At 70.2% G+C, this 26,388-nt stretch carries 23 protein-coding genes and 1 pseudogene; 18 read left to right on the top strand and 6 right to left on the bottom strand.

Annotated features, from left to right (window positions below):
* Nucleotides 1–8 precede the first annotated feature (8 nt).
* Nucleotides 9–668 carry a potassium channel family protein gene (locus tag ACFWPS_RS09230; RefSeq protein WP_383702715.1) on the bottom strand — a complete coding sequence of 220 codons (660 nt, stop codon included), beginning with the start codon at nt 666–668 and terminating at the stop codon, nt 9–11.
* Nucleotides 669–735: 67 nt separating this feature from the next.
* Between ACFWPS_RS09230 and ACFWPS_RS09225 the strand changes: the two genes are divergently transcribed.
* Nucleotides 736–1,299: an HIT family protein gene (locus ACFWPS_RS09225; RefSeq protein WP_383702713.1), complete on the top strand. Its 564-nt coding sequence runs from the start codon at nt 736–738 to the stop codon at nt 1,297–1,299.
* A 113-nt stretch (nt 1,300–1,412) separates the two neighbouring features.
* On the opposite strand, the gene ACFWPS_RS09220 is transcribed toward ACFWPS_RS09225, so the two are convergent.
* Together ACFWPS_RS09220 and ACFWPS_RS09215 are read right to left on the bottom strand one after the other, a co-directional pair.
* Nucleotides 1,413–3,056 carry a hypothetical protein gene (locus tag ACFWPS_RS09220; protein ID WP_383702711.1) on the bottom strand — a complete coding sequence of 548 codons (1,644 nt, stop codon included), beginning with the start codon at nt 3,054–3,056 and terminating at the stop codon, nt 1,413–1,415.
* A gap of 195 nt (nt 3,057–3,251) precedes the next feature.
* Nucleotides 3,252–5,450, bottom strand: coding sequence for an elongation factor G-like protein EF-G2 (locus ACFWPS_RS09215; protein WP_383702710.1), 2,199 nt, complete (start codon nt 5,448–5,450; stop codon nt 3,252–3,254).
* Between the two features lie 220 nt (nt 5,451–5,670).
* Here ACFWPS_RS09215 and pgsA point away from each other — a divergent pair.
* The 14 genes and pseudogenes from pgsA to ACFWPS_RS09145 all read left to right on the top strand — a co-directional run bounded on the left by pgsA (nt 5,671) and on the right by ACFWPS_RS09145 (nt 18,688).
* Nucleotides 5,671–6,406, top strand: a pseudogene (pgsA, locus tag ACFWPS_RS09210) (phosphatidylinositol phosphate synthase).
* Complete coding sequence (locus tag ACFWPS_RS09205) at nt 6,403–7,311, top strand: phosphatidylinositol mannoside acyltransferase (RefSeq protein WP_383702708.1); 909 nt, start codon at nt 6,403–6,405, stop codon at nt 7,309–7,311. Before pgsA ends, ACFWPS_RS09205 begins: the two are co-directional and overlap by 4 nt.
* A complete protein-coding gene (locus tag ACFWPS_RS09200; RefSeq protein ID WP_383702706.1) occupies nt 7,308–8,468 on the top strand; it encodes a glycosyltransferase family 4 protein in 1,161 nt (386 codons plus the stop codon). Before ACFWPS_RS09205 ends, ACFWPS_RS09200 begins: the two co-directional genes overlap by 4 nt.
* 139 nt (nt 8,469–8,607) lie before the next feature.
* A complete protein-coding gene (locus ACFWPS_RS09195; protein WP_383702704.1) occupies nt 8,608–9,159 on the top strand; it encodes a hypothetical protein in 552 nt (183 codons plus the stop codon).
* Between the two features lie 104 nt (nt 9,160–9,263).
* Nucleotides 9,264–10,169, top strand: a complete 906-nt coding sequence (pdxS, locus tag ACFWPS_RS09190) for a pyridoxal 5'-phosphate synthase lyase subunit PdxS (RefSeq protein WP_383702702.1) — start codon at nt 9,264–9,266, stop codon at nt 10,167–10,169.
* A 20-nt stretch (nt 10,170–10,189) separates the two neighbouring features.
* Complete coding sequence (gene pdxT, locus ACFWPS_RS09185) at nt 10,190–10,795, top strand: pyridoxal 5'-phosphate synthase glutaminase subunit PdxT (protein WP_383702700.1); 606 nt, start codon at nt 10,190–10,192, stop codon at nt 10,793–10,795.
* A 52-nt stretch (nt 10,796–10,847) separates the two neighbouring features.
* On the top strand, nt 10,848–11,600 hold the full coding sequence (locus ACFWPS_RS09180) for a YebC/PmpR family DNA-binding transcriptional regulator (RefSeq protein WP_383702698.1): 753 nt from the start codon (nt 10,848–10,850) through the stop codon (nt 11,598–11,600).
* Nucleotides 11,601–11,751: 151 nt separating this feature from the next.
* A complete protein-coding gene (gene ruvC, locus ACFWPS_RS09175; RefSeq protein WP_383702696.1) occupies nt 11,752–12,291 on the top strand; it encodes a crossover junction endodeoxyribonuclease RuvC in 540 nt (179 codons plus the stop codon).
* Complete coding sequence (gene ruvA, locus ACFWPS_RS09170; RefSeq protein ID WP_383702694.1) at nt 12,288–12,893, top strand: Holliday junction branch migration protein RuvA; 606 nt, start codon at nt 12,288–12,290, stop codon at nt 12,891–12,893. The genes ruvC and ruvA overlap by 4 nt, the downstream gene beginning before the upstream one ends.
* 27 nt (nt 12,894–12,920) lie before the next feature.
* Nucleotides 12,921–13,994 carry a Holliday junction branch migration DNA helicase RuvB gene (ruvB, locus tag ACFWPS_RS09165; protein ID WP_351960524.1) on the top strand — a complete coding sequence of 358 codons (1,074 nt, stop codon included), beginning with the start codon at nt 12,921–12,923 and terminating at the stop codon, nt 13,992–13,994.
* A gap of 564 nt (nt 13,995–14,558) precedes the next feature.
* Nucleotides 14,559–15,095, top strand: coding sequence for a preprotein translocase subunit YajC (gene yajC / locus ACFWPS_RS09160; protein WP_383702692.1), 537 nt, complete (start codon nt 14,559–14,561; stop codon nt 15,093–15,095).
* A gap of 141 nt (nt 15,096–15,236) precedes the next feature.
* On the top strand, nt 15,237–17,039 hold the full coding sequence (secD, locus tag ACFWPS_RS09155) for a protein translocase subunit SecD (RefSeq protein WP_383702689.1): 1,803 nt from the start codon (nt 15,237–15,239) through the stop codon (nt 17,037–17,039).
* 3 nt (nt 17,040–17,042) lie between these two features.
* Nucleotides 17,043–18,152: a protein translocase subunit SecF gene (secF, locus tag ACFWPS_RS09150; RefSeq protein WP_383702686.1), complete on the top strand. Its 1,110-nt coding sequence runs from the start codon at nt 17,043–17,045 to the stop codon at nt 18,150–18,152.
* Nucleotides 18,149–18,688 carry an adenine phosphoribosyltransferase gene (locus tag ACFWPS_RS09145; protein WP_383702684.1) on the top strand — a complete coding sequence of 180 codons (540 nt, stop codon included), beginning with the start codon at nt 18,149–18,151 and terminating at the stop codon, nt 18,686–18,688. Before secF ends, ACFWPS_RS09145 begins: the two co-directional genes overlap by 4 nt.
* Nucleotides 18,689–18,789: 101 nt before the next feature.
* Here ACFWPS_RS09145 and ACFWPS_RS09140 read toward each other — a convergent pair whose 3' ends face one another.
* Nucleotides 18,790–19,113, bottom strand: coding sequence for a hypothetical protein (locus tag ACFWPS_RS09140; RefSeq protein ID WP_383702681.1), 324 nt, complete (start codon nt 19,111–19,113; stop codon nt 18,790–18,792).
* A gap of 316 nt (nt 19,114–19,429) precedes the next feature.
* Between ACFWPS_RS09140 and ACFWPS_RS09135 the strand changes: the two genes are divergently transcribed.
* Nucleotides 19,430–21,970 carry a RelA/SpoT family protein gene (locus ACFWPS_RS09135; RefSeq protein WP_383702680.1) on the top strand — a complete coding sequence of 847 codons (2,541 nt, stop codon included), beginning with the start codon at nt 19,430–19,432 and terminating at the stop codon, nt 21,968–21,970.
* A 63-nt stretch (nt 21,971–22,033) separates the two neighbouring features.
* Here ACFWPS_RS09135 and ACFWPS_RS09130 read toward each other — a convergent pair whose 3' ends face one another.
* Together ACFWPS_RS09130 and ACFWPS_RS09125 are read right to left on the bottom strand one after the other, a co-directional pair.
* Entirely contained in the window at nt 22,034–23,263 is a 1,230-nt protein-coding gene (locus ACFWPS_RS09130) for a DUF349 domain-containing protein (protein WP_383702678.1), read from the bottom strand.
* 135 nt (nt 23,264–23,398) lie between these two features.
* Nucleotides 23,399–24,220: a peptidylprolyl isomerase gene (locus tag ACFWPS_RS09125; RefSeq protein ID WP_383702676.1), complete on the bottom strand. Its 822-nt coding sequence runs from the start codon at nt 24,218–24,220 to the stop codon at nt 23,399–23,401.
* Between the two features lie 180 nt (nt 24,221–24,400).
* Here ACFWPS_RS09125 and ACFWPS_RS09120 point away from each other — a divergent pair, with 180 nt between their 5' ends.
* Together ACFWPS_RS09120 and hisS are read left to right on the top strand one after the other, a co-directional pair.
* Nucleotides 24,401–25,111, top strand: coding sequence for an MBL fold metallo-hydrolase (locus tag ACFWPS_RS09120; RefSeq protein WP_383702674.1), 711 nt, complete (start codon nt 24,401–24,403; stop codon nt 25,109–25,111).
* Between the two features lie 11 nt (nt 25,112–25,122).
* On the top strand, nt 25,123–26,385 hold the full coding sequence (gene hisS / locus ACFWPS_RS09115) for a histidine--tRNA ligase (RefSeq protein WP_383702672.1): 1,263 nt from the start codon (nt 25,123–25,125) through the stop codon (nt 26,383–26,385).
* The last annotated feature ends 3 nt before the right edge of the window (nt 26,386–26,388 follow it).

Genomic DNA, 26,388 nt, shown 5'->3' with positions numbered 1-26,388 from the left:
CTCGGAGATCAGTTCTCCGGGGGCCTTCTCTCGTCCTCGTTCAGCGAGAACCGCTGCAGCATCCAGGACGAGAACGACCCGGTGACCGTGCCCAGCAGTGCCAGACCGCAGGCCATCAGCCCCGCGGCGATGAACCGCCCCAGGGTGGTCACCGGGACGTAGTCGCCGTAACCGACCGTGGAGAGGGTCGAGCAGGTCCACCAGAGGGAGTCGCCGAAGGTGCGGATGTTGGCGTTCGGGGCCGAGCGTTCGGCCTGGTAGACGGCGAGGGCGCCGGAGAAGCCCAGCAGTGAGATCGACAACGCCGAGTAGGCCGCCACGCGCGCGTGCAGCGCCAGCCGGGGCTCCCCGCGCCGGCGCTGCATCGCCTCGTAGGTCCGCACGACCTGCACCGGCCGCAGCAGGGGCAGCACCAGGACGACCGTGTCCAGCCAGTGCCGTCGTACGAACCCCGGTCCCTCGCCGCTGAGCCGCCAGCGCACCGTGTAGTCGACGGCGAACATCGCCCAGGCCGCGTACATCAGCGAAAGGAAGAAGGCGTGCGCGGCCTTCGGCATCCCGGGCGCCAGCACATGCACCGCGTACGAGCCGAGGAAGACCAGCGACGCGATGCCCAGCGTCAGGTCGGTCTTCCGGACCCAGCGGGTCAGCCGGCTTTGGTCGTCCATCCGCCCAGCTTCGCTGCCGAGCCGTTTCCCCCGGCCCCGGCGACACGCCGCGAACGGGCGAAGCCATATGCTGCCTAGCATGACGAGTGAGCCCGAGCAGCAGATCGGAGTGGGGACGCAGGACGCGTTCCAGCGCCTGTGGACACCCCACCGGATGGCCTACATCCAGGGTGAGAACAAGCCGACCGGTCCGGGGGCCGACGACGGCTGTCCCTTCTGCTCGATCCCGGCCAAGTCCGACGAGGACGGGCTGATCGTCCGGCGCGGCGAGCACGTCTACGCGGTGCTCAACCTCTACCCGTACAACGGCGGCCACCTGATGACGGTCCCGTACCGCCATGTCGCCGACTACACGGACCTGACCGCCCCGGAGACGGTCGAACTGGCCGAGCTGACCAAGCAGGCGATGACCGCGCTGCGCACGGCGTCCGGCGCCCACGGCTTCAACATCGGCATGAACCAGGGCTCGGTGGCGGGCGCCGGCATCGCCGCCCACCTGCACCAGCACATCGTCCCGCGCTGGGGCGGCGACACGAACTTCATGCCGGTGGTGGGCCACACCCGGGTGCTGCCGCAGCTGCTGGCGGACACCCGGAAGATGCTCGCGGAGGCCTGGCCGACGTCACATTGAGCAGCCCGTCCGGCGTTTGAGGACGAGGCCCTCCAGGCCGAAGCGAGGGACTGGGGGCGGCGGCCCCCAGGGGCCGGTGCCCGCACCCGCTCCTTCGGCCGAACCGCCGGGGCTCACGCGTCGTAGGTGTCCGCCTTCTTCGGCGACGCGTCCTGGACCGACCCGCTGAGCGCTCCCGCCCGCGAGTTGAACTTGTCCATGTTGACGTCGTGCTCCTTGAGCACGGTGAACGCGGCCCGGTGCACCGCCCGGAGCACCGGGGTGGCCGCGCGCAGCGCGTCGTCGGCCATGAAGCGGTGCTTCCAGGGCTGGTCGGCCCAGGCGTGCCGGAGGCCGAACGGCTCGGGCAGGCCTATGGAGCCGCCGAGCCACTTCAGCAGCGGCGGATACCAGCTGATCATCGCCCGCGCGGCCAGCCGGACCACCTCGTCCGGGGTGACCAGGGGCAGCTTGACGGTCCGGGTCTCCCAGAACCGGACGGTCTTGGCGACCGTCTTGGTGGGCGCCTCGGGCTTGCCGCTGAAGAAGCCGTTGACCGGGCCGAGGGCGTGTCCGGTGACCTCGATCCGCAGGGTCTCCTTCAGCACGGTCACGGTGGTCATCATCGTGATGATCAGACCGCCGTCCCACAGGTACGGCCACTGCACGCCCAGGTAGTGCCGTTCCCCCTTGTCGAAGTGGTTGCTGTTGCAGATCCGCTCGACGTCGGCGGGCCCCACCTTGTAGTCGGTCCCCTCGGGCCTGGAGACCGCCTTGGCGCCCTCTCCGACATGGGTGACGATCCAGTGCTTGACCTGCGGTTCCGGGAAGCCGCCGGTCTTCAGGTGCTGCCGGTGCAGCACGCTCAGCTCCTTCTCGATCTCCCGGACGACCGTCCAGGCGCGGAACTCGTGGACGCCCTTGACCGGATCGAGCGGGACCAGCTCCTCCGCGAGGTGCCAGGAGCCCCAGCGGGTGCCCATGCCGAGTATGCCCTTGGGGCCGGCGTAGAAGACCGAGTTGGACTGCTGCTCGGCACTGAGCCGGGCCAGGGACTGGCGCAGCTGCTCGGCCGCGGCCTGGTCGGGGCTGGTCGGCACCGCCTCGGGGACCTTCGCGCCGACGCTGCCGCCGGACAGCAGGCCGTCCCAGGCCTCGCGCAGGTCCTTCGCGGTGCGCTCGCAGAGCCGCTTGGCCAGGTACCAGCCGGCGACGGGGAGCACGATGCAGCCGCGCGCGTACCATCCCCAGAAGCCGGTGAGCGGCATCCGGATCAGGAAGATCACCGCGACGACGCCGACGGCGGCCAGCAAGGCGCTGCCGAGCCCGGAGACCCGCTTGTTGTCGGCCTTCAGCATGGTCGCCCGGAGCTGGAAGACCAGCAACCAGACCACCAGGCCGGGCAGGAACAGCACGCCGCACAGGAACATGACGGCGGTCAGCCGCTGGTCGCGTTCCTTGCGGATGCGGTTGGCCGCGAGGCAGTGCTCGACGACCACCTGCGGTTCGCTGCCGAAGGACTGGATGAGCGGCTTGCGGCCGACGCCCAGCATGCGGTCGATGACCGCCTGGGAGTACGCCTCACCGAAGTTGGGCCGGAATATCTTCGCCCACTTGCGGCCCTCGCTGACCGTGGACTGGTGCCACTCGTTGTCGGCCTTCTTGATCTCCTCCATCGGTGTGTCCCGGTAGGCCGCCGAGGCCAGGGCGTAGGTCGGTGCCTGCGCCTCGCCGCCCGGCCTGGGCACCTGTGGCCCGAAGAAGTCCTCGAAGCTCATTCCCGCCCCCACTTGCCGCCGTCCCGCTTCTGCGGCCTTCCCGACTTCCGTACTCCGCACACCTGTTGATCAAGTACTCAGGGTATCTCCAGCCACCGACAGACCGTCGGCGGACGGCCGAAGCCGCCCGCCGGACGATCCCGTTGCCGACCGTTGTCGGCCGTTGCCGTCCCCCGTTGTCCACCGCGAGACCAACTAGGAGGTCTCTTTGGCCTGTTCGCGAATCTTCTCGGCGATCTGCGGTGGCATCGGTTCGTGCCGTGCGTAGGAGCGGCTGAACCGGGCCGTGCCGTGCGAGAGGGAGCGCAGGTCGACCGCGTACCGGCCGATCTCGAACTCCGGTACCTCGGCCCTGACAAGGGTGCGTCCGCCGCTGGTCTGCTCGGTGCCGAGCACCCGGCCGCGCCGTCCGGACAGGTCGCTCATCACCGCGCCCACGTAGTCGTCGCCGACCAGCACGGACACCTCGGCCACCGGTTCGAGGAGATGGATCTTCGCGTCCGCCGCGGCTTCCCGCAGGGCCAGTGCGCCCGCCGTCTGGAAGGCGGCGTCGGAGGAGTCCACCGAGTGCGCCTTGCCGTCGAGCAGCGTGACCCGCACGTCCACCAGCTGGTAGCCGGCGGCGACCCCCTTGGTGGCCTGGGCCCTGATGCCCTTCTCGACGGACGGGATGAACTGCCGGGGCACCGCGCCGCCGACCACCTTGTCGACGAACTCGATGCCGGAGCCGCCCGGCAGCGGTTCCACCTCGATCTCGCAGATCGCGAACTGCCCGTGTCCGCCGGACTGCTTGACGTGCCGGCCCCGCCCGGCGGACCGGCCGGCGAACGTCTCCCGCAGGGACACCTTGTGCGGTACGACGTCGACCTGGACGCCGTACCTGCTGCGCAGCCGCTCCAGCGCGACGTCCGCGTGCGCCTCCCCGAGGCACCACAGCACCACCTGGTGGGTGTCCTGGTTCTGTTCGAGGCGCATGGTCGGGTCCTCGGCGACAAGGCGGGACAGGCCCTGGGAGAGCTTGTCCTCGTCCGCCTTGCTGTGCGCCTCGATGGCGAGCGGCAGCAACGGGTCGGGCATCTCCCACGGCTCCATGAGCAGCGGGTCGTCCTTGCCGGAGAGGGTGTCCCCGGTCTCCGCGCGGCCGAGTTTCGCCACGCACGCGAGGTCACCGGCGATGACATGCGTGACCGGCCGCTGCTGTTTGCCGAACGGTGTGGACAGGGCGCCGATCTTCTCGTCGACGTCGTGGTCCTCGTGGCCGCGGTCGCCGAGGCCGTGCCCGGAGACATGGACCGTCTCGTCGGGGCGCAGCGTGCCGGAGAAGACCCGGACCAGCGAGACCCGGCCGACGTACGGGTCGGAGGCGGTCTTCACCACCTCGGCGACCAGCGGGCCGCCGGTGTCGCACGGCTTGATCTCGCGCGGGGTGCCGTCGATGGTGGTGACTCCGGGCGTGGGGTGCTCGAACGGCGTCGGGAAACCACCGGTGACCAGTTCCAGCAGCTCGACCGTGCCGAGACCCTGGCGGGCGCCGTCGGCGGCCGGGGCGGCGGCCAGGACGGGGAAGAAGGCCCCGCGTGCCACGGCCCGCTCCAGGTCCTCGATCAGCGTCTTGAGGTCGATCTGCTCGCCGCCCAGATAGCGGTCCATGAGCGTCTCGTCCTCGCTCTCCGAGATGATCCCCTCGATGAGCCGGTTGCGGGCCTCCTCGATGTCCGGCAGCTGGTCGGGGCCCGGCTCGGACTCCTTGCGCTCGCCGGTGGAGTAGTCGAACAGCTTCTGCGTGAGCAGTCCGACAAGACCGGACACCGGCGCGTGCCCGTCCGGACCCTGCGGCCCGTACAGCGGCAGGTAGAGCGGGAGCACGGCGTCGGGGTCGTCGGCGCCGAACGCCTCGGCGCACACCCGGGTCATCTCCGCGAAGTCCGCGCGGGCGGCCTCCAGGTGCGTGACGACGATCGCCCGCGGCATCCCGACGGCCGCGCACTCCTCCCACACCATCCGGGTCGAGCCGTCCACTCCGTCCGAGGCGGAGACGACGAAGAGGGCCGCGTCCGCGGCGCGCAGACCGGCCCTCAGCTCACCGACGAAGTCGGCGTATCCCGGGGTGTCCAGGATGTTGATCTTGAATCCGTTCCATTCGACCGGTACCAGCGACAGCTGTACGGAGCGCTGCTGCCGGTGCTCGATGTCGTCGTAGTCCGAGACGGTTCCGCCGTCCTCCACCCGGCCCGCCCGGTTCACCGCTCCCGCGGTCAGCGCGAGAGCCTCCACCAATGTGGTCTTGCCCGATCCGGAGTGGCCGACCAGCACCACATTCCGTACAGACGCGGGGTGGTCGGCCGCCATTGCCCTGCCGGCGGCTCCGGGGTGTTCCTTGACCTTGTCGCCCATGGTTTTGCCTCCCGTGCACGGTGAGGTCTCTGTGGGCGCGGGCGAGCATGGCGCCGCGTGCGGTGGCGGCTCCGATGACGCCCGCGGTTATTCGAGCTTTCCACTCCCGTCACGGTGCGTCCATACGAAGGACGTGATCGTGCTCCCGGGACCCTTCCGGCCCGGCGGCCGGTCCCCACTGCGAGTGCCCACCCGTCGCACACACGCGCGCGTGGCTACGATGGGCCAGCCGGGGTGGCCAGCAGGGGCCGCACGGCGCAACGACCGTCAGGAAGGCCATGCTGAACAAGTACGCGCGTGCATTCTTCACGCGTGTCCTCACACCGTTCGCCGCGTTTCTCATCCGCCGGGGCGTGAGCCCGGACACGGTCACGCTCCTCGGCACGGCCGGAGTGGTCGCGGGCGCGCTGGTCTTCTTCCCCCGGGGCGAGTTCTTCTGGGGCACGATCGTGATCACGCTCTTCGTGTTCTCGGACCTGGTGGACGGCAACATGGCCCGCCAGCTGGGCCGCACCAGCCGCTGGGGCGCCTTCCTGGACTCCACCCTGGACCGGGTCGCCGACGGCGCCATCTTCGGCGGCTTCGCCCTCTGGTACGCGGGCAACGGCGACAACAACGTCCTGTGCGCCGTCTCCATCTTCTGCCTGGCCAGCGGCCAGGTGGTGTCGTACACCAAGGCGCGCGGCGAGTCCATCGGGCTGCCGGTGGCCGTCAACGGGCTCGTGGAGCGCGCCGAGCGCCTGGTGATCTCGCTGGTGGCGGCCGGTCTGGCCGGCTTGCACAAGTTCGGTGTCCCGGGCATCCAGATCCTGCTGCCGATCGCCCTGTGGATCGTCGCCGTGGGCAGCCTGGTCACCCTGGTCCAGCGGGTCGTCACGGTCCGCAGGGAGTCCGCCGAGGCGGAGGCCGCGGCCGAGCGGGAGAAGGCCTCCCACGGGAGCGAGGCCGCGCAGTGAGCGCCGCCGACCGGCTCACCGACGCTCTGTACGGTCTCGGCTGGAGCACCGTCAAGAAGCTCCCCGAGCCGGTCGCCGTGCGCCTCGGCAACTCCGTCGCGGACCTCGCCTGGCGGCAGCGCGGCAAGGGTGTCCAGCGCCTTGAGTCCAACTACGCGCGCGTGCGGCCCGACGCGAGCCCGGAGCGGCTGCGCGAGCTCTCGCGCGCGGGGATGCGGTCGTATCTGCGCTACTGGATGGAGTCCTTCCGGCTGCCGTCCTGGAGCGAGGAACGGATCCGCACCGGCTTCGTCCCCAAGGACGTCCACCACCTCACCGACGGCCTCGCCTCCGACCGCGGTGTGATCCTCGCGCTGCCGCACCTGGCCAACTGGGACCTGGCCGGCGCCTGGGTCACCACCGAGCTGAAGACCCCGTTCACCACGGTCGCCGAGCGGCTCAGGCCCGAGACGCTGTACGACCGCTTCGTCGCCTACCGCGAGGGCCTCGGCATGGAGGTCCTGCCGCACAGCGGCGGCACCGCCTTCGGCACCCTGGCCCGCAGGCTGCGCGACGGCGGCCTGGTCTGCCTGGTCGCCGACCGCGACCTGTCCGCCTCCGGCATCGAGGTCGGCTTCTTCGGCGACACCGCGCGGATGCCCGCCGGACCCGCCCTGCTGGCCCAGCAGACCGGCGCGATCCTCCTGCCCGTGACGCTCTGGTACGACGACACCCCCGTCATGAAGGGCCGCGTCCACGCCCCGATCGAGGTACCCGAGTCAGGTGACAAGGCCGCGAAGACGTCTGTCATGACACAGGCGCTGGCCGACGCCTTCGCCACCGGGATCGCCGACCATCCGGAGGACTGGCACATGCTGCAGCGCTTGTGGCTCGCCGACCTGGACCCCGCGAAGGGGCCGTCGTGAGGATCGGCATCGTCTGCCCCTACTCCTGGGACGTCCCGGGTGGCGTCCAGTTCCACATCCGCGACCTCGCCGAGTACTTCATCCGCCACGGCCACGACGTCTCCGTCCTGGCCCCCGCCGACGACGACACCCCGCTGCCGCCCTACGTCGTCTCCGCGGGCCGCGCGGTCCCGGTGCCCTACAACGGCTCGGTGGCCCGCCTCAACTTCGGCTTCCTGTCCGCCGCGCGGGTGCGCCGCTGGCTGCACGACGGCGCGTTCGACGTGGTCCACATCCACGAGCCGACCTCCCCGTCCCTCGGCCTGCTGACCTGCTGGGCGGCCCAGGGCCCGATGGTGGCGACCTTCCACACCTCCAACCCGCGCTCCCGCGCGATGATCGCCGCGTACTCGATCCTCCAGGCCGCCCTGGAGAAGATCAGCGCCCGGATCGCGGTCAGCGAGTACGCCCGCCGCACCCTGGTGGAGCACCTCGGCGGGGACGCCGTCGTGATCCCCAACGGCGTGGACGTCGACTTCTTCGCCAAGGCCGAGCCGCGGCCCGAGTGGCAGGGCGACACGATCGGCTTCGTCGGCCGCATCGACGAGCCCCGCAAGGGCCTCCCGGTCCTGATGAAGGCCCTGCCCAAGATCCTCGCCGCCCGCCCGCAGACCCGGCTCCTGGTGGCCGGCCGGGGCGACGAGGAGGCCGCGGTCGAGTCCCTCCCCGCCGAAGTGCGCTCCCGCGTCGAGTTCCTCGGCATGGTCAGCGACGAGGACAAGGCCCGCTTCCTGCGCAGTCTCGACCTGTACATCGCGCCCAACACGGGGGGCGAGAGCTTCGGGATAATCCTGGTGGAGGCCCTGTCCGCCGGCGCTCCCGTCCTCGCCTCCGACCTCGACGCCTTCGCCCAGGTCCTGGACCAGGGGGCGGCGGGCGAGCTCTTCGCCAACGAGGACGCGGACGCGCTGGCCGAAGCGGCGGTACGGCTCCTGGAGGACCCGGAGCGCCGGGCCGGGCTGCGCGCACGCGGCAGCGTGCACGTACGTCGCTTCGACTGGTCCACCGTGGGTGCGGACATCCTGTCCGTCTACGAGACGGTGACCGCGGGCGCGGCGGCGGTGGCGGCCGACGAGCGGTCGGGACTGCGCGCGAGGTTCGGGCTGGCGCGGGACTGAGCGCTTCGCCGGGAGGGCCGTTTGCCGTCTGCGGCGCCGTCGTGGCTGGTCGCGCCCACGCGGCGGTAGCCGCATATCGGATACGGCCCCGCGCCCCTGACGGGGCGCTGTGGCGGGCGCTTCCTATAGCGTTCCGCCCGTGACCGCAACGCTCGTCTGGACGCTCTGGATTCTCGCCGCCCTCGTGGTGACCGGCCTGTACCTCAGTTGGACCGCCGGCCGGCTGGACCGGCTGCACGCCCGGATCGACGCCGCCCGGGCCGCTCTCGACGCCCAGCTGCTGCGGCGCGCCTCCGTGGCCCAGGAGCTGGCGACCTCGGGGGTGCTGGATCCGGCCTCCTCGATCGTGCTGTACGAGGCCGCGCACGCCGCCCGGCAGGCCGAGGAGGAACAGCGGGAGGTCGCCGAGAGCGAGCTGAGCCAGGCCCTGCGTGCGGTCTTCGAGGACCCGCAGCAGGTCGAGGAGGTCCGGGAGGCCCCCGGCGGCGAGGCCGCCGCCGGCGAGCTGGCCGAGGCCGTACGCCGGGTCCCGATGGCCCGCCGCTTCCACAACGACGCCGTCGGCGCGGCCCGCCGGCTGCGCGAACACCGCAAGGTCCGCTGGTTCCGGCTGGCCGGACACGCCCCCTTCCCGCTGGCCTTCGAGATGGACGACGAACCGCCCGCCGCGCTGGTCGAGCGCACGGCCTGACCGGAAAACGATCCACCGGCTACCCATTGGCCCTTGCTGTGGCCTGGTCCACTCGCGTTTCCTCGGTGTTTGCAGAAACCCTCTTTCAGCGAGTGAGGTCACCCGTGTCCACCATCGAGAACCAGACCCCCGAGACCGGCACCGCCCGCGTGAAGCGCGGCATGGCCGAGCAGCTCAAGGGCGGCGTGATCATGGACGTCGTCACGCCGGAGCAGGCGAAGATCGCCGAGGACGCGGGCGCCGTCGCCGTGATGGCCCTGGAGCGGGTCCCGGCGGACATCCGCAAGGACGGCGGCGTGGCCCGGATGTCCGACCCGGACATGATCGAGGGCATCATCGAGGCCGTGTCGATCCCGGTCATGGCCAAGTCCCGGATCGGTCACTTCGTCGAGGCCCAGGTCCTGCAGTCGCTCGGCGTCGACTACATCGACGAGTCCGAGGTCCTCACCCCGGCCGACGAGGTCAACCACTCCGACAAGTGGGCCTTCACCACCCCCTTCGTCTGCGGTGCCACCAACCTCGGTGAGGCCCTGCGCCGGATCGCCGAGGGCGCGGCCATGATCCGCTCCAAGGGCGAGGCCGGCACCGGCAACGTCGTCGAGGCCGTCCGCCACCTGCGCCAGATCAAGGCCGAGATCGCCAAGCTGCGCGGCTGCGACAACAACGAGCTGTACGCCGCCGCCAAGGAGCTGCGCGCCCCCTACGAGCTGGTCAAGGAGGTCGCCGAGCTCGGCAAGCTCCCCGTGGTGCTGTTCTCCGCCGGCGGCGTCGCCACCCCGGCCGACGCGGCCCTGATGCGCCAGCTCGGCGCCGAGGGCGTCTTCGTCGGCTCCGGCATCTTCAAGTCCGGCGACCCGGCCAAGCGCGCCGCCGCCATCGTCAAGGCGACCACCTTCTACGACGACCCGAAGATCATCGCGGACGCGTCCCGCAACCTCGGCGAGGCCATGGTCGGCATCAACTGCGACACCCTCCCCGAGGCCGAGCGCTACGCCAACCGCGGCTGGTAAGGCCAAAGGGTTTCTCACACATGACCGACGCACCTGTCATAGGCGTCCTGGCCCTCCAGGGCGACGTACGGGAGCACCTCATCGCCCTGGCCGCGGCCGACGCCGTGGCCAGGCCGGTCAGGCGCCCCGAGGAACTCGCCGAGGTGGACGGCCTCGTCATCCCCGGCGGCGAGTCCACCACCATCTCCAAGCTGGCCGTCCTGTTCGGCGTGATGGAGCCCCTCCGCGCGCGCGTGCGGGCCGGCATGCCCGTCTACGGCACCTGCGCCGGCATGATCATGCTCGCCGACAAGATCCTCGACCCGCGCTCGGGCCAGGAGACCATCGGCGGCATCGACATGATCGTGCGCCGCAACGCCTTCGGGCGGCAGAACGAGTCGTTCGAGGCGGCGGTCGACGTGCGCGGGATCGACGGCGATCCTGTAGAGGGCGTCTTCATCCGCGCCCCCTGGGTCGAGTCCGTCGGCGCCGCGGCCGAGGTGGTCGCCGAGCACGACGGCCACATCGTCGCGGTCCGCCAGGGCAACGCGCTCGCCACGTCGTTCCACCCGGAACTGACCGGCGACCACCGTGTGCACGCCCTGTTCGTCGACATGGTGCACGCGAACCGGGCGACCGAGTCCTAGTAGGATCTCTGGCGTTCGTTGTTTGGATGGGTTACGCGAAGGAGACAGGCAGATGTCCGGCCACTCTAAATGGGCTACGACGAAGCACAAGAAGGCCGTGATCGATGCCAAGCGCGGCAAGCTCTTCGCGAAGCTGATCAAGAACATCGAGGTGGCGGCCCGTATGGGCGGCGTCGACATCGAGGGCAACCCGACTCTCTACGACGCCATCCAGAAGGCGAAGAAGCAGTCGGTCCCGAACAAGAACATCGACTCCGCGGTCAAGCGCGGCGGTGGTCTCGAGGCCGGTGGCGCCGACTACGAGACGATCATGTACGAGGGCTACGGTCCGAACGGCGTCGCGGTGCTCATCGAGTGCCTCACCGACAACCGCAACCGCGCCGCCTCCGACGTCCGCGTCGCCATGACCCGCAACGGCGGCAACATGGCCGACCCGGGCTCGGTGTCGTACCTCTTCAACCGCAAGGGCGTCGTGATCGTCCCCAAGGGCGAGCTGTCCGAGGACGACGTCCTGGGTGCCGTCCTCGATGCGGGCGCCGAGGAGGTCAACGACCTGGGTGAGTCCTTCGAGGTGATCAGCGAGGCCACCGACATGGTCGCCGTCCGCACCGCCCTCCAGGACGCCGGGATCGACTACGACTCCGCCGAGGCCAACTTCGTCCCGACCATGCAGGTCGAGCTGGACGAGGACGGCGCCAAGAAGATCTTCAAGCTGATCGACGCCCTCGAGGACAGCGACGACGTGCAGAACGTCTTCGCCAACTTCGACGTGAGCGACGAGGTCATGGAGAAGGTCGACGCGTAACGCTGCCGCGGGCTGAGCCGACCGAGCGGGCCGACGGGACACACCCGTCGGCCCGTCGTCATGTCGGCCGTTGTCGGTGGCACCCGCTAGCCTGCACAAACTGGGGGCACCTCCCAGCGATAGCTGGGGGAGACCGAAGGGAGGGGGCGCGGTGCGCGTACTGGGGGTGGATCCCGGGCTGACCCGATGCGGTGTCGGTGTCGTCGAGGGCGTCGCCGGGCGGCCGCTCACCATGGTCGCCGTGGGGGTCGTACGGACGCCGGTGGACGCCGAGCTCGGTCATCGCCTCGTCGCCATCGAGCAGGGCATCGAGCAGTGGCTGGACGAGCACCGGCCCGAATCCGTCGCCGTGGAGCGGGTGTTCAGCCAGCACAACGTACGGACCGTGATGGGCACCGCCCAGGCCAGCGCCGTCGCCATGCTGTGCGCCGCCCGCCGGGGCATCCCCGTCGCCCTGCACACCCCCAGCGAGGTCAAGGCCGCCGTCACCGGCTCCGGACGCGCAGACAAGGCCCAGGTCGGCGCCATGGTCACCCGGCTGCTCAGACTGAGCGCCCCGCCCAAGCCCGCCGACGCCGCCGACGCCCTCGCGCTCGCCATCTGCCACATCTGGCGCGCCCCCGCACAGAACCGACTCCAGCAGGCCGTCGCCCTGCACGCAGCCAACGCAACGAAAGGCCGTACGGCATGATCGCCTTCGTCAGCGGCCCGGTCGCCGCCCTCGCCCCGGACTCCGCGGTCGTCGAGGTGGGCGGGATCGGCATCGCCGTCCAGTGCAGCCCGAACACCCTGTCCGGGCTGCGCATGGGCCAGCAGGCCAAGCTGGCCACCTCCCTGGTCGTCCGCGAGGACTCGCTCACGCTGTACGGGTTCGTCGACGACGACGAGCGCCAGGTCTTCGAGCTGCTGCAGACCGCCAGCGGTGTCGGCCCGCGGCTCGCCCAGGCGATGCTCGCCGTGCACAGCCCCGACGCGCTGCGCCGCGCGGTCGCCACAGGTGACGAGAAGGCGCTGATCGCCGTCCCCGGCATCGGCAAGAAGGGCGCGCAGAAGCTGCTCATCGAACTGAAGGATCGGCTCGGCGAACCCGTCGGCGCCCCCGCGATCGGCGCCCCGGTCACCCAGGGCTGGCGAGATCAGCTGCACGCCGCCCTGATCGGGCTCGGCTACGCGACCCGGGAGGCCGACGAGGCCGTCACCGCCGTCGCCCCGCAGGCCGAGGCCGCCGGGGGCCCGCCCCAGGTCGGCCAGCTGCTCAAGGCGGCTCTGCAGACCCTCAACCGCGCCCGCTGACCCCACCACCGCTGAGGCACATCACTTATGAACTGGGACGACCCGACCGACACCGGCGCCGACGCGGAGCGGCTGGTGGGCGCCGTCGCCGACCGTGAGGACCAGGCCGTCGAGGCCGCCCTGCGCCCCAAGGACCTGGGCGAGTTCATCGGCCAGGAGAAGGTCCGCGAGCAGCTCGACCTGGTGCTGCGCGCCGCACGCGCGCGTGGCGCCACCGCCGACCACGTGCTGCTCTCCGGCGCCCCCGGCCTGGGCAAGACCACCCTCTCCATGATCATCGCGGCCGAGATGGGCGCCCCGATCCGCATCACCTCGGGCCCCGCCATCCAGCACGCCGGCGACCTGGCCGCGATCCTCTCCTCCCTCCAGGAGGGCGAGGTGCTCTTCCTCGACGAGATCCACCGGATGTCGCGGCCCGCCGAGGAGATGCTGTATATGGCGATGGAGGACTTCCGGGTCGACGTGATCGTCGGCAAGGGGCCGGGTGCCACCGCCATCCCCCTCGAACTGCCGCCGTTCACCCTGGTCGGCGCCACCACGCGCGCGGGCCTGCTGCCGCCCCCGTTGCGCGACCGCTTCGGCTTCACCGCGCACATGGAGTTCTACGAACCCCGCGAGCTGGAGCGGGTCGTGCACCGCTCGGCGAATCTGCTGGACGTCGAGATCGAGCCGGCCGGTGCCGCAGAGATCGCCGGCCGCTCGCGCGGCACGCCCCGTATCGCCAACCGGCTGCTGCGCCGGGTCCGCGACTACGCCCAGGTCAAGGCGGACGGGCTGATCACGCGCGAGATCGCGCACGCGGCGCTCGCCGTCTACGAGGTGGACGAGCGCGGCCTGGACCGGCTGGACCGCGCCGTCCTGGAGGCGCTGCTCAAGCTGTTCGGCGGCGGCCCGGTCGGCCTGTCGACGCTTGCGGTGGCGGTGGGGGAGGAGCGCGAGACGGTCGAGGAGGTCGCCGAGCCCTTCCTGGTCCGCGAGGGCCTGCTGGCCCGCACCCCGCGCGGCCGCGTCGCCACCCCCGCCGCCTGGGCCCACCTGGGCCTGACCGCCCCGCGCGGCGCGGCGGGCGGAACCGGCCAGCAGGATCTGTTCGGCACCTGACACCGACGCGGCGACGGCCCGGCCGTCCCGCGGAACCACCACGGTGCGTCACGCCGGACCTGCGCACGGGATCCCATCCCATGCGGAGGTCCGCCGCTTCCGCTGCCCTCGGCGGCGGGCGGCCCGGCGACGCAAGCCCGGTCCGGCGTCCTGCCACACCCGTCAGAACCCGCACCGAGCGGCCCGTGGATGTCCAGGTCCCGACCTAGCGCACGTCCGGGTCCCGACCCCGCGGACGTCCGGGTCCGACCCCGTGCAGGTCGGGTGCCAGGGGCGTTGCCGACGGGAATGCGCAGTGTTCGCCGTATCCTGGGACCGGCCCGGATTCGCCCAGCCCCGGCCCGGACGCCTCGGCGCCCTTCGACCAGGCCCCGGCCGCAGACGTGATCGCTTCGTGACGGCGGGGCATTGGCGGGCCCAGGAACCCAGGTGCCATGCTGAACGTTGTTCCATGCGCGCGGACTCGCTTAGACTCCGCCGATGCCGCCTTTGCGGGCGGCGCCGACCACACCCCCATCATCCAGGCCGCTCACCGCCGCGGCTGCGCGAAGGAAATTCCGTCCCGTGAATAGCTTGCCTCTTCTCGTGTTCATCGTCCTCATCGCGGCCATGTTCCTGATGACGCGTTCCACCAGGAAGCGCCAGCAGCAGGCCACGCAGATGCGGAACGAGATCCAGCCCGGCAACGGGGTCCGCACCATCGGGGGCATGTACGCGACGGTCAAGGAAGTGAACGAGGACACCGTCCTCCTCGACGCCGGCCCGGGCGTCGACCTCCTCTTCGCCAAGAACGCGATCGGCGCCATCCTCACGGACGACGAGTACAACCGCATCGTGCACGGCGTCGAGCACGACCTGAAGTCCGACGCCGACGTCGTCCCGGACGACGCCTCCTCCCTCACCGAGACCGACGGCGAGTCCGCCGACGCTGCCGCCGCCTCCGACGACAAGGCCGTCGACCTCGGGAAGAAGGACGCCGCCGAGGACAAGACGGAGGACGCGGAGGACGAGACCGACGGACCGGCCGAGGAGGCCGCGACCGCCGAGGCGAAGGCTGACGAAGAGCCGAAGAAGACCGACGGCGACTCCGACGCGAAGTAGCCGTGACCCGGGGAGCGGTGCGCGCGTCCCACGCGCACCCCGTGCCCCGGGCGCGTCTGTTTCCCGCACGGGTTCCCGACACCATGTCATGGCCGACCGCACCGACCAGGCGCGCGGCGGCCCGAGAGGGAGTACGAGAAGGTGGCAGCACCTAAGAGGGGCCGGAGCGCGAGCGCCCAGAGCAAGCCAGGGCGCTCGCTGGCCCTCATCCTGATCGCCATCGTGGCGCTCACCGGAGGAATGTTCGCCTCCGGAAACACCACTCCGCGTCTCGGTATCGACCTGGCCGGTGGTACGAGCATCACGCTTCAGGCGAAGGCCGACCAAGGGTCCGCGATCAACAAGACCAACATGAACACCGCGGTCGAAATCATGAACCGCCGTGTCAACGGTCTGGGCGTGTCCGAAACGGAGGTTCAGACCCAAGGCACCAGCAACATCATCGTCAACATCCCCAAGGGCACCAACTCCGCAGAGGCCCGCCAGCAGGTCGGCACCACCGCCAAGCTGTACTTCCGCCCGGTCCTGGCCCAGGAGGCCAGCGCCGGCACCGCGGCGAGCGCCTCCCCGAGCGCGTCCGCCAGCGGCAGCTCCAGCGCCTCCCCGAGCGCCTCCCCGTCGAGCAGCGCGTCGTCGTCCGAGAAGGCGACCGGGTCGTCCTCCGCCTCGCCGTCGTCCTCCGCCACCTCGCAGGGCCGCGCGGTCACCGACGCCCTGAAGGCCGGCTCCACGCCGTCGTCCTCGGCGTCCGCCTCCTCGTCGGCGAGCCCCTCCGCCACCTCGTCGGCCGACGCGAGTGCTTCCGCAAGCGCCTCCGCCGCGGCCTCGAAGCTGGAGGCCGAGTACACCGCGCTGGACTGCTCCAAGGCCACGCAGCGCGCCACCGCCGGCAAGAACGCCAAGCCGACCGACACCACCGTGGCCTGCGGCCAGATCTCCGGCGTCTGGTACAAGTACGTGCTCGGCCCGGCCCGCGTCGACGGCACCGACGTCAAGAAGGCCCAGGCCGTCTACGACACGCAGAGCGCCGCCGGCTGGCAGGTCCAGATGACCTTCACCTCCGGCGGAGCCAAGAAGTTCGCGGACGTCACCGGCGAGCTCGCCAAGAACGCCTCCCAGCCGACGAACGAGTTCGGCATCGTCCTCGACGGCGAGGTCGTCTCCAGCCCGACCGTGAGCCAGTCCATCACCGGCGGCTCGGCGGAGATCTCCGGCAGCTTCACCCAGACAGAGGCCCAGAGCCTCGCCAACGTGCTGTCGTACGGCGCGCTCCCGCTGTCCTTCAGGACGGAGAGCGTCACCACCGTCACCGCGGCCCTCGGCGGCCAGCAGCTGCACGCCGGTCTGCTGGCCGGTGCCATCGGTCTCGCGCTGGTCATCATCTACCTGGTGGCCTTCTACCGCGGCCTGTCGATCGTCGCGATCCCCTCGCTGCTGGTGTCCGCGATCCTCACCTACACGATCATGTCGCTGCTCGGCCCCACGATCCACTTCGCGCTGAACCTGCCGGCCGTCTGCGGTGCGATCGTCGCGATCGGTATCACAGCGGACTCGTTCATCGTGTTCTTCGAACGCATCCGGGACGAGATCCGCGAGGGCCGCACGCTGCGCCCCGCCGTCGAGCGGGCCTGGCCGCGCGCCCGGCGCACCATCCTGGTGTCCGACTTCGTGTCGTTCCTGGCCGCCGCCGTGCTGTTCATCGTGACCGTCGGCAAGGTCCAGGGCTTCGCCTTCACTCTCGGTCTGACCACCGTGCTCGACGTGGTCGTCGTCTTCTTCTTCACCAAGCCGCTGATGACGCTCCTCGCCCGGCGTAAGTTCTTCGCGAGCGGCCACAAGTGGTCCGGCCTCGACCCGAAGGGCCTGGGCGCCAAGGCCCCGCTGCGCCGCACCCGCCGTCCCGCCGGTCCCGTCGCCGGCCCTGTCGACCCGAAGGAAGCGTGAGCGATGTCGAAACTCGGCAACCTCGGCGCCCGACTCCACCGCGGCGAGATCAGCTACGACTTCGTCGGCAAGCGCAGGATCTGGTACGGCGTCTCCATCCTGATCACCATCACGGCCATCGTCGGCCTGGCGGTGCGCGGCCTGAACATGGGCATCGACTTCCAGGGCGGCGCCGTCTTCACCACCTCCAAGACCAGTGTCTCGGTGTCCCAGGCGGAGACCTACGCGAAGGAGGCCTCCGGCCACGACGCGGTCGTGCAGAAGCTCGGCACGGGCGGTCTGCGCATCCAGATCGCCGGCATGGACACCGCGAAGTCGGACGCGACCAAGGCCAAGCTGGCCACGGACATGAAGGTGGACCCCGAGTCCATCAACTCCGACCTGGTCGGCCCGAGCTGGGGTGACGAGATCGCCAACAAGGCCTGGGAAGGCCTCGGCGTCTTCATGGTCCTCGTGGTGATCTACCTGGCGATCGCCTTCGAGTGGCGGATGGCGCTCGCGGCCCTGGTCGCGCTGATCCACGACATCACCATTACGACGGGCATCTACGCCCTGGTCGGCTTCGAGGTCACGCCCGGCACGGTCATCGGTCTGCTGACGATCCTCGGTTACTCGCTCTACGACACGGTCGTCGTCTTCGACAGCCTCAAGGAGCAGACGAAGGACATCACCAAGCAGACCCGCTTCACCTACAGCGACATCGCCAACCACTCGATCAACGGCACCCTGGTCCGTTCGATCAACACCACGGTCGTCGCACTGCTGCCGGTCGCGGGCCTGCTGTTCATCGGCGGTGGCTTCCTCGGCGCGGGCACGCTCAACGACATCTCGCTGTCGCTGTTCGTCGGCCTCGCCGCCGGTGCCTACTCCTCGATCTTCATCGCCACGCCGCTCGTCGCCGACCTCAAGGAGGCCGAGCCGCAGATGAAGGCCCTGAAGAAGCGCGTCCTGGCCAAGCGCGCCCAGGCCGCCGCCGAGGAGGAGAGGGCCGAGGTCCGGGTCGGCGGTTCCGAGGACCCCGAGGACGCCGCTCCGGCCGTCGTCGGCCCGCGTAACCAGCCCGCGTCCCGTAACCGGGGCGGCCGCGGCCGGCCCTCGGGGAAGCGCCGATGACCGACATCAAGGAGCTGCTGCTCAGCCGCATCCGGGACGTCGAGGACTACCCGGAGCAGGGCGTGATGTTCAAGGACATCACGCCGCTGCTTGCGGACCCGGCGGCGTTCACCGCGCTCATCGACGCCCTCGCGGAGATCGCCGAGCGCACCGGCGCCACCAAGGTGGTCGGCCTGGAGGCCCGGGGCTTCATCCTGGGCGCCCCGGTCGCCGTCCGCGCCGGGCTCGGCTTCATCCCCGTACGCAAGGCGGGCAAGCTCCCCGGAGCCACCCTCCGCCAGGCGTACGAGCTGGAGTACGGCTCCGCCGAGATCGAGGTGCACGCGGAGGACCTGTCCGCGGGCGACCGCGTCATGGTCGTCGACGACGTCCTCGCCACCGGCGGCACCGCGGAGGCCTCCCTCCAGCTCATCCGCCGGGCGGGCGCCGAGGTCGCGGGTCTCGCCGTCCTCATGGAGCTGGGGTTCCTGGGCGGCCGGGCTCGCCTGGAACCGGCGCTCGGGGGAGCCCCCCTTGAGGCCGTACTCACGGTCTGAGCAGAGTTCCGGGAACGAAGCAGCCCCGAGTGCGACGTGTTCGCACTCGGGGCTGCTTCGTTTTTTCCGCGCTTATTCAGGCCATCCGGCGGACTGCGAAATCAGCAGTTCTCGATGTCCTGGGATTTGATGGTGCCGGGCTCCTTGAGGTGACCCTTCTCATCGGCCGCGGCGGTGATGCGATGCAGGTTGTTCTCCTGGCCGTCCTTCCACCAGACGCACAGGTGCTGCGTCGTGTCGCAGGTGTTGTGGTAGTAGATGGTCGTCGTGGAGGTCCCGTCGGCCCACGACCAGTTGAAGCACGGCACGCTGCCCCGGTGCGTGGACATCGGGGTCACGGTGGCAGCCTGCGCGGGAAGTGCGAAAGCCGCACTCAGGCCCGCCGTCAGGGCCGCGGCCGCCACTGCCTTGCCGAGTATCTTCATGCTCTGTCCCGTTTCTGTTTTTTCGAAGCGGAAATGTGGTCAATTCTTCCGCTTCTGGTCGAAGTTGATCTTATGTGGCGTCTGATGTTCGAGTCAACGGAATTAGTTGCTTCCGCTTTCTTGCCCTGCTTAATTGGTTTAATTGGCGACTTTCCGCTGAAGGGGCAAATCCCGCATATTGGTCAGTTGATTCCGCAGGTTCCGATGGTCCGCGTCGGCAGTCCGGACAGGCTCCGCACGTTCGGTGGCGGCCGGATCGCTACCATGGTTGTCCGGGGCCTGACTGGGGGACCCGGATCGCGCACGAGGAGTCCTCTTGCCAGACGAGGCCCAGCACCTGACCGCCGCCAAGCCCGAGTCCGGCTCGGCGGCTGCGGACAAGCCCGCGCCGAGCACGCCGCACGCGACGAACGACGCCCGCGGGCCGGTGGAGCACGCCCAGTCCGCGCCCGTCGACAAGTCGGCCGAGCAGTCGCGTCCCAAGCCGGCCCCGCCCGAGCACCCCGAAACGGCGCCCGCGGTCCGCCCGAACGCGGGCCAGCCCGCACGCTCCGGCTCCTCCAACCGAGTCCGCGCCCGCCTCGCCCGCCTCGGTGTGCAGCGCGCGAACCCGTACAACCCGGTCCTGGAGCCGCTGCTGCGCATAGTCCGCAGCAACGACCCCAAGATCGAGAACGCCACCCTGCGCCAGATCGAGCGCGCCTACCAGGTCGCCGAGCGCTGGCACCGCGGCCAGAAGCGCAAGAGCGGCGACCCGTACATCACGCACCCGCTCGCGGTGACCACCATCCTCGCCGAGCTGGGCATGGACCCGGCCACCCTGATGGCGGGCCTGCTGCACGACACCGTCGAGGACACCGAGTACGGCCTGGAGGACCTGCGCCGCGACTTCGGTGACGTCGTCGCACTGCTCGTCGACGGCGTCACCAAGCTGGACAAGGTCAAGTTCGGCGAGGCCGCGCAGGCCGAGACCGTGCGCAAGATGGTCGTCGCCATGGCCAAGGACCCGCGCGTCCTGGTCATCAAGCTCGCCGACCGCCTGCACAACATGCGCACCATGCGCTACCTCAAGCGCGAGAAGCAGGAGAAGAAGGCGCGCGAGACCCTGGAGATCTACGCGCCGCTCGCCCATCGCCTGGGCATGAACACCATCAAGTGGGAACTGGAGGACCTCGCGTTCGCGATCCTCTACCCCAAGATGTACGACGAGATCGTCCGGCTGGTCGCCGAGCGCGCCCCGAAGCGCGACGAATACCTGGCCATAGTGACCGACGAGGTCCAGGCCGACCTGCGCGCCGCCCGCATCAAGGCGACCGTCACCGGCCGCCCGAAGCACTACTACAGCGTCTACCAGAAGATGATCGTCCGCGGCCGGGACTTCGCGGAGATCTACGACCTGGTGGGCATCCGCGTCCTGGTGGACACCGTCCGCGACTGCTACGCGGCCCTGGGCACCGTCCACGCGCGCTGGAACCCGGTTCCGGGGCGCTTCAAGGACTACATCGCGATGCCCAAGTTCAACATGTACCAGTCGCTGCACACGACGGTCATCGGCCCCAACGGCAAGCCGGTCGAACTCCAGATCCGCACGTTCGACATGCACCGCCGCGCCGAGTACGGCATCGCCGCGCACTGGAAGTACAAGCAGGAGGCCGTCGCCGGCGCCTCCAAGGTCCGCACCGACGTGCCGAAGTCGTCCGGCAAGGGCAAGGACGACCATCTCAACGACATGGCGTGGCTGCGGCAGTTGCTGGACTGGCAGAAGGAGACCGAGGACCCCAGCGAGTTCCTGGAGTCCCTGCGCTTCGACCTGTCCCGCAACGAGGTCTTCGTCTTCACGCCCAAGGGCGACGTCATAGCGCTTCCGGCCGGGGCCACCCCCGTCGACTTCGCGTACGCCGTCCACACCGAGGTCGGCCACCGGACGATAGGCGCACGGGTCAACGGCCGCCTGGTGCCGCTCGAATCGACCCTGGACAACGGCGACCTGGTCGAGGTCTTCACCTCCAAGGCACCCGGCGCCGGCCCCTCCCGCGACTGGCTCGGCTTCGTCAAGTCCCCGCGCGCCCGCAACAAGATCCGCGGCTGGTTCTCCAAGGAGCGCCGGGACGAGGCGATCGAGCAGGGCAAGGACGCCATCGTCCGCGCGATGCGCAAGCAGAACCTGCCGATCCAGCGCATCCTCACCGGCGACTCGCTGGTCACGCTGGCGCACGAGATGCGCTACCCGGACATCTCCTCGCTGTACGCGGCGATCGGCGAGGGCCATGTGGCCGCGCAGAACGTCGTGCAGAAGCTGGTGCAGGCGCTCGGCGGCGAGGAGGCGGCCACCGAGGAGATCGACGAGGCGGTCCCGCCGACCCGCGGCCGCCGCAGCAAGCGGCGCAGCAGCCAGGACCCCGGTGTGGTCGTCAAGGGCGTCGACGACGTCTGGGTCAAGCTGGCCCGCTGCTGTACGCCGGTGCCAGGCGATCCGATCATCGGCTTCGTCACGCGCGGTAGCGGTGTATCGGTTCACCGCAGCGACTGTGTCAACGTCGAGTCACTGTCCCGCGAGCCCGAGCGCATCCTCGACGTCGAGTGGGCGCCCACCCAGTCCTCGGTCTTCCTGGTCGCCATCCAGGTCGAGGCCCTGGACCGCTCCAGGCTGCTGTCGGACGTCACCCGCGTCCTGTCCGACCAGCACGTCAACATCCTCTCCGCGGCCGTCCAGACCTCCCGCGACCGGGTGGCCACCTCCCGCTTCACCTTCGAGATGGGCGACCCCAAGCACCTGGGCCACGTCCTGAAGGCCGTACGGGGCGTGGAGGGCGTGTACGACGTCTACCGGGTCACCTCGGCGCGCAACCGGTCGTAGCGAGGCATGGGATACGACGAGAGGGGCCCCGTGTACGGGGCCCCTCTCGGTGTCAGGGGGAATCTAGCCGCCGAACTCCTGGAGGCCCTTCAGAGCCTGGTCCAGGAGCGCCTGGCGACCCTCCAGCTCACGCTCCAGCTTCTCCGCCTTCGACGCGTTGCCCTGGGCTCGGGCCTGCTCGATCTGCGCCCCCAGCTTGTCCACGGCCGCCTGCAGCTGGCCGGTCAGACCCGCGGCACGCGCGCGTGCCTCCGGGTTGGTCCGCCGCCACTCGGCCTCCTCGGCCTCCTGGATGGCCCGGTCGACCGTGTGCATCCGGCCCTCGACCTTCGGACGCGCGTCGCGCGGCACGTGGCCGATGGCCTCCCACCGCTCGTTGATCGAGCGGAAGGCGGACCGCGCGGCCTTCAGGTCGCTGATCGGCAGGAGCTTCTCGGCCTCGGCGGCCAGCTCCTCCTTCAGCTTGAGGTTCTCGGTCTGCTCCGCGTCCCGCTCGGCGAAGGCGGACCCGCGCGCCGCGAAGAACACGTCCTGGGCGCCGCGGAAGCGGTTCCACAGGTCGTCCTCGTGCTCGCGCTGGGCACGGCCGGCGGCCTTCCACTCCGACATCAGCTCGCGGTAGCGCGCGGCCGTCGGACCCCAGTCCGTCGAGTCCGACAGCGACTCCGCCTCGGCGACCAGCTTCTCCTTGGCCTTGCGGGCGTCCTCGCGCTGCGCGTCGAGCTGCGCGAAGTGCGCCTTGCGCCGCTTGGAGAAGGCCGACCGGGCGTGCGAGAAGCGGTGCCACAGCTCGTCGTCCGACTTGCGGTCGAGACGCGGCAGGCCCTTCCAGGTGTCCACCAGGGACCGCAGCCGCTCCCCGGCCGCCCGCCACTGGTCGGACTGCGCCAGCTGCTCCGCCTCGACTACCAGGTCCTCCTTGGCCTGGCGAGCCTCGTCGGACTGCTTGGCACGCTGTGCCCGACGCTCCTCGCGACGCGAGTCGACGGTCTTCACCAGCTCGCCGAGCCGGGCCCGCAGCGCCTCCAGATCACCGACCGCGTGGTGCGCCTCCACCTGCTCGCGCAGGTGGTCGATGGCGACCTGGGCGTCCTTCGCGGACAGGTCGGTGGTCTGTACTCGCTTCTCGAGGAGGCCGATCTCGACAACCAGGCCCTCGTACTTGCGCTCGAAGTAGGCCAGCGCCTCATCGGGGGAGCCGGCCTGCCAGGAACCGACGACCTGCTCGCCGTCGGCCGTACGCACGTACACGGTCCCCGTCTCGTCGACGCGGCCCCACGGGTCGCTGCTCACAGCGCCTCCTCCACATGATGCCCGCGAGGGGCCTCAGCGCCCCCGGGCATCGTCCACAGTTTCGTCACGGCCAACATAGGCGACCGGCGGGTTGCCTGTCCGCATCCCGCGCGACCGAAATTTCGCAGTTGGTGGTCAGGATTTCGTGACCGTGGCCTTGTTGATCACGACCGTTGCGTTGGGGGCTCCGTCGCCCTGGCCAGTGTTCTCACCCGCGGCGGCGATTTTCTTCAGGACCTTCAGTCCGGCGGCGTCAACAGTGCCGAACGGGGTGTAGCTGGCCGGCAACTGGCTGTCCTGGTAGACCAGGAAGAACTGGCTGCCACCGGTGTGCTTCTGGCCCGTGTTGGCCATCGCGACCGTACCCGCCGGGTAGATGCCGCCCTTCAGGCTTTTGTCCTTCAGGTTCTCGTCGGGGATCGTGTACCCGGGACCGCCGCTTCCGGTGCCCGTCGGGTCGCCGCACTGCAGCACGTAGATGCCGTTGGTGGTGAGCCGGTGGCACTTCGTGTGGTCGAAGTAGCCCTTCGACGCGAGGAAGTCGAACGAGTTCACGGTGTGCGGGGCCGCCGACGTCTTGAGTGCGATGCCGATGTCACCGCACGTCGTCGCCAGCTTGAGGGTGTAGTCGGCGGACGTGTCGATCGTCATCGCCGGCTCCTTCTTCCAGCTCAGCTTCTGGACCTTGCCGGCCGCGGCCTTCTCGCACGGGTCCGGCGCCTTGCTGGCGCTGGGCGTGGCGCTGGGCGTCGTCTCCGAGCTGGCGTTCGCCTTGTCGTCGTTCTTCAGCACGCCGGTCGTGTACAGCGCGACGCTGCCGATCACGATCACGCCGAGCACGGACGCGATCACGGAGTTGCGCATGCGTGCCTTGCGGCGTGCGCTGGTACGCCGCTGCTGCTGCCGCAAGAACTTCTCCCGGGCGAGCTGACGCCGCCGCTGCTCCTGGGTGACCACCGGGTTCTCTCCTCATGCGTGTCGTATATGTCGACCGGTACGCGTGCGTCCTGTGCGCTGTGTGAGCCGACCACTGCGTGTAGCCCCGTACCGTATATGGGTTCGCTGAGGAAACGGCAGCGCCGGTAGGCTCTGGGCCACAGCTTGTGGCCACCCGAATCGACACAACGAAGGACGATCGTGCTCATTGCCGGGTTCCCCGCCGGGGCCTGGGGGACGAACTGTTATCTCGTCGCCCCCGCCGCCGGTGAGGAGTGCGTGATCATCGACCCCGGCCACCAGGCCGCCGAAGGCGTCGAGGAAGCACTGAAGAAGCATCGGCTCAAGCCCGTCGCAGTCGTCCTCACCCATGGCCACATCGACCACGTGGCCTCGGTCGTCCCCGTGTGCGGTGCGCACGACGTACCGGCCTGGATCCACCCCGAGGACCGGTACATGATGAGCGACCCCGAGAAGGCGCTCGGCCGGTCCATCGGCATGCCGCTGATGGGCGAGCTGACGGTGGGGGAGCCGGACGAGGTGAAGGAACTGACCGACGGCGCGCAACTCGCGCTGGCCGGACTGGAGTTCTCCGTCGCGCACGCGCCGGGCCATACCAGGGGGTCGGTGGCCTTCCAGATGCCGGAGACGGCCGAGATCCCCTCGGTCTTCTTCTCGGGCGATCTGCTCTTCGCCGGCTCCATCGGACGCACGGACCTGCCGGGCGGCTCCATGGACGACATGCTGCTGTCGCTGGCCCGTGTGTGCCTGCCGCTCGACGACTCCACCGTGGTGCTGTCCGGCCACGGGCCCCAGACGACCATCGGTCAGGAGCGCGCCACCAATCCCTATCTGCGGCAGGTGGCCGCCGGCCAGGGAGCGCAAGCCGACGCTCCCCGACGAGGAATGTGACGAGAACTTCCGTGAGCACCTTTCAGGCCCCCAAGGGCACGTACGACCTGATCCCGCCGGAGAGCGCCAAGTACCTGGCCGTCCGCGAGGCGATCGCCGCCCCGCTGCGCAACTCCGGCTACGGCTACATCGAGACCCCGGGCTTCGAGAACGTCGAGCTCTTCGCGCGCGGTGTCGGCGAGTCCACCGACATCGTCACCAAGGAGATGTACGCCTTCGAGACCAAGGGCGGCGACCGGCTGGCGCTGCGCCCCGAGGGCACCGCCTCCGTCCTGCGCGCGGCTCTGGAGGCCAACCTCCACAAGGCCGGGAACCTCCCCGTCAAGCTCTGGTACTCCGGCTCGTACTACCGCTACGAGCGCCCGCAGAAGGGCCGTTACCGCCACTTCTCACAGGTCGGTGCCGAGGCGATCGGTGCCGAGGACCCGGCCCTGGACGCCGAGTTGATCATCCTGGCCGACCAGGCGTACCGATCGCTGGGCCTGAGCAACTTCCGCATCCTGCTCAACAGCCTCGGCGACAAGGAGTGCCGTCCGGTGTACCGCGCGGCACTCCAGGACTTCCTGCGCGGCCTGGACCTGGACGAGGACACCCTGCGCCGGGCCGAGATCAACCCGCTGCGCATCCTGGACGACAAGCGGGAGTCGGTCCAGAAACAACTGGGCGACGCCCCGCTCCTGCGCGACTACCTCTGCGACGCCTGCAAGGCGTACCACGAGGAGGTCCGTGAGCTGATCACGGCCGCGGGCGTCTCCTTCGAGGACGACCCGAAGCTGGTCCGCGGCCTCGACTACTACACCCGCACCACCTTCGAGTTCGTCCACGACGGCCTGGGCTCCCAGTCCGCGGTGGGCGGCGGCGGCCGCTACGACGGCCTCTCCGAGATGATCGGCGGCCCGGCGCTCCCGTCCGTCGGCTGGGCGCTGGGCGTCGACCGCACGGTCCTGGCGCTGGAGGCGGAGGGCGTCGAACTCGACATCCCGTCCGCCACCAGCGTCTTCGCGGTACCGCTCGGCGAGGAGGCGCGTCGCGTCCTCTTCGCCAAGGTCACGGAGCTGCGCCGGGTCGGCATCGCGGCGGACTTCTCCTACGGCGCCAAGGGGCTCAAGGGCGCCATGAAGAACGCCAACCGCAGCGGCGCCCGCTACACGATCGTCGCCGGCGAACGGGACCTCGCCGACGGCGTCGTCCAGCTGAAGGACATGGAGTCCGGCGAGCAGTCGGCGATCGGCGTGAACGAGATCGTGGCGGAGCTGGAGTCCCGGCTGGGCTGAGCG

Origin of the sequence: Streptomyces sp. NPDC058457 (assembly GCF_042720695.1) — a bacterium.
In the GTDB taxonomy this organism is placed as follows: domain Bacteria; phylum Actinomycetota; class Actinomycetes; order Streptomycetales; family Streptomycetaceae; genus Streptomyces.
Note: the sequence above shows the minus strand (reverse complement) of the source record. Positions and strands in the feature narration are given on the sequence as shown.